The organism is Marinobacter iranensis (genome assembly GCF_029207565.1).
Lineage (GTDB): Bacteria > Pseudomonadota > Gammaproteobacteria > Pseudomonadales > Oleiphilaceae > Marinobacter > Marinobacter iranensis.
On record NZ_JANCMW010000141.1, the window covers coordinates 1 to 274 of the forward strand.

1 pseudogene is annotated in these 274 nt (G+C 69.0%); it reads right to left on the reverse strand.

From position 1 onward, the window contains the following. Window positions 1-274 (reverse strand): annotated as a pseudogene (locus tag NLU14_RS21790) (UxaA family hydrolase); the annotation flags it as partial.

Sequence of the window (274 nt, forward strand, 5' to 3'; positions counted from 1 at the left end):
TGGTGAACAGGATCGCCGTCGCGCCCGCCGCCGCGAGCGCGGTGGAGGATACGGCGTCGTTGCCGGGCGCCTCGAGCAGCGTGAGGCCGTGGTGCCGCACGCGCCCGCCATAGGGGATCACATCGGTGACGATCGCATGCCCGGCCTTCTGCACCGCTCCGAGCGACTTCTCCTCGAGCGTGGTGATGCCGCCGGCGATGTTGCCGGGAGAAGGGTTCTCCGAGACCGGCTCGCCATGCCGGGTGAAATAGGCCTTGAAGTCGTTGACCAGGGC